This window comes from Pseudarthrobacter albicanus (genome assembly GCF_018224015.1).
Taxonomy (GTDB): domain Bacteria; phylum Actinomycetota; class Actinomycetes; order Actinomycetales; family Micrococcaceae; genus Arthrobacter; species Arthrobacter albicanus.
This window is the reverse complement of the sequence record NZ_JAGPOT010000101.1, coordinates 1-2,154: the sequence shown is the minus strand read 5'-3', so window position 1 is coordinate 2,154 and position 2,154 is coordinate 1. Positions and strand designations below refer to the sequence as shown.

Below are 2,154 nucleotides of genomic sequence, written 5' to 3'. Positions count from 1 at the left end.
GATGAGGCCGCCGTTTCAGATGGCGCCGCACCCACGGAGACACCGGGAACGGACGCCCCAGTTGAGGGCGCGACGCCGGGCGACCCAGCAGCCGCCACGGCGGGCGACCCAGCAGCCGCCACGGCGGGCGACCCCGTGTCAGGCGCGACGCCGGGCGACCCAGCAGCCGCAGCACCGGTGCCGGCAGCCCCTGCCGCGCCCGCCGCACCGGTCGCCGCCGCACCCGCCCCTGGCACACCCGCCCCTGGCGCACCCGCAGTGGCAGCCCCGGCCGCACCCGCCCCTGCCGCACCGGTCGCCGCCGCAGCGGCAGCCGCGACTGCGGGTGACGGCACGCAGGCAGCCACCACCTTCGGCTGGGGTCCGGTCCTGGCCGGCGACGAATTCTCGAACACCGGCGCACCCGACGCCACGAAATGGAGTGTCTTCAACGGCGCCGGGCATGCAGGCAAGGGCGTCCGCAGCCCCACCGCCTGGTCCGTTGCCAACGGCTCAGCCACGGTAAAGGGCGACACCGCTGGTACCACCGGCGGCATGTCGGCAAAGTTCGCGCAGCAAAAGTACGGCCGCTGGGAAACGCGCATGAAAACCAGCGCACGGGACCCGAAATACCACCCCGTCCTGATCCTCTGGCCCGACAACAATGCGTCTGCGAACTGTGCCGAGATCGACTACGCCGAGGGCAGCCAAGACACCACCATGATGAAGTTCTTCCTGCACTACTCCTGCGGTGGCGGATCGAACTTCCAGACCACGGCAGCAAATCCCGTGGACAGCACACAGTGGCACAACTACGCCGTGGAGTGGACCCCGGCCGGCATCACCGGCTTCGTGGACGGCAAGAAGACCTTCACCGACACCAACCCGGCGCATCAGCCTTCTGTCGGCATGCACCAGACACTGCAGCTGGACTGGTTCCCTGATGGCTCGGCCACCACGGCCTCGCAGATGCAGGTCGACTGGGTCCGCGTCTACAAGTAGCAAAAAGCTCGGCCTAGCCGCTGGGGCCGCCCCGACCGGGGCGGTCCCGACGCCGTGCGCGGCGCCAGGGCCAGGTCAGCCCGCCGGACCCCGGACAATCGCGTCGGGCAGGTCCGGCGGGCTGTCCGTCGTTTGCCGTGGCTCCTTTTCTCCGCCATCGTGACGTTGGTCCCTTACTGTCGGAGGTGCCTGATTGACTGGGTTCATGAACGGCAATCAGGAGCCGATGGCTCCGGCGGCGGACGGCGGCGGGGATGGCGGCGGCGATGCTGGCCGTGGCGCCGGCGCCGGCGCCAGGGACGTCCGTGTCGGGGACGCCGCCGGCGCCATCGCCGGCGTCAGCGCCGGCGTCAGCGCCGGGGACCTGATCACCGCTGTTTCCGCTGTCCGGCCGTGCGGGGACGGTGCCGGGCTGGTCGCCCAGTTGCGGGAGCTGGAGGATGTGAAGTCCGCCGCGGCCGCGGCGCAGGCCCGGATCGCCGTGGCCTTCGATGCCCTGGAGCGCCGCGCCCAGGCCGCCGCCGGGGTGCCCGTCGCGGAGCTGGGAAAAGGCGTCGGGGCGCAGATCGCCCTGGCCCGGCGGGAATCCCCGTCCCGCGGGGGCCGGCTGCTGGGCCTGGCCAAAGCCCTGGTGGCGGAGATGCCGCGGACGCTGGCCGCGCTGGCCGCCGGGGACCTGAACGAATGGCGCGCCACCTTGCTGGTCCGGGAAACGGCATGCCTGTCCGCCGCGGACCGGGCCGCGGTCGACGGGGAGCTCGCCGCGGACACCGGCACGTTCGCCGGCGCCGGGGACCGGGCGGTCACGGCCGCGGCCCGCGCCGCGGCGTACCGGAGGGACCCGCGCCCGGTCGCGGACCGGGCCGCGGTCGCCGGGGAGCTCGCCGCGGACACCGGCACGTTCGCCGGCGCCGGGGACCGGGCGGTCACGGCCGCGGCCCGCGCCGCGGCGTACCGGAGGGACCCGCGCCCGGTCGCGGACCGGGCCGCCCACGCCGCCACGGACCGGCATGTCAGCCTCCGCCCGGCGCCGGACACCATGACGTACCTGACCGCGCTGCTCCCGGCCAGGGAGGGCGTCGCGGTCTACACGGCGCTGAGCGGGCACGCCGGGGCCCTGCGCTCCGGCGGGGACCCCCGCTCCCGCGGGCAGCTCATGGCCGATGGCCTGGT

General features: G+C 74.2%; 2 protein-coding genes. Both read left to right on the top strand.

Annotated features, from left to right (window positions below; translation table 11 throughout):
• Positions 1-981 (top strand): glycoside hydrolase family 16 protein (locus J9611_RS18195; RefSeq protein ID WP_246528019.1); only part of this gene is annotated, 981 nt, incomplete at its 5' end.
• 205 nt (positions 982-1,186) lie between these two features.
• Positions 1,187-2,154 (top strand): 13E12 repeat family protein (locus tag J9611_RS18190; protein WP_211882274.1); only part of this gene is annotated, 968 nt, incomplete at its 3' end.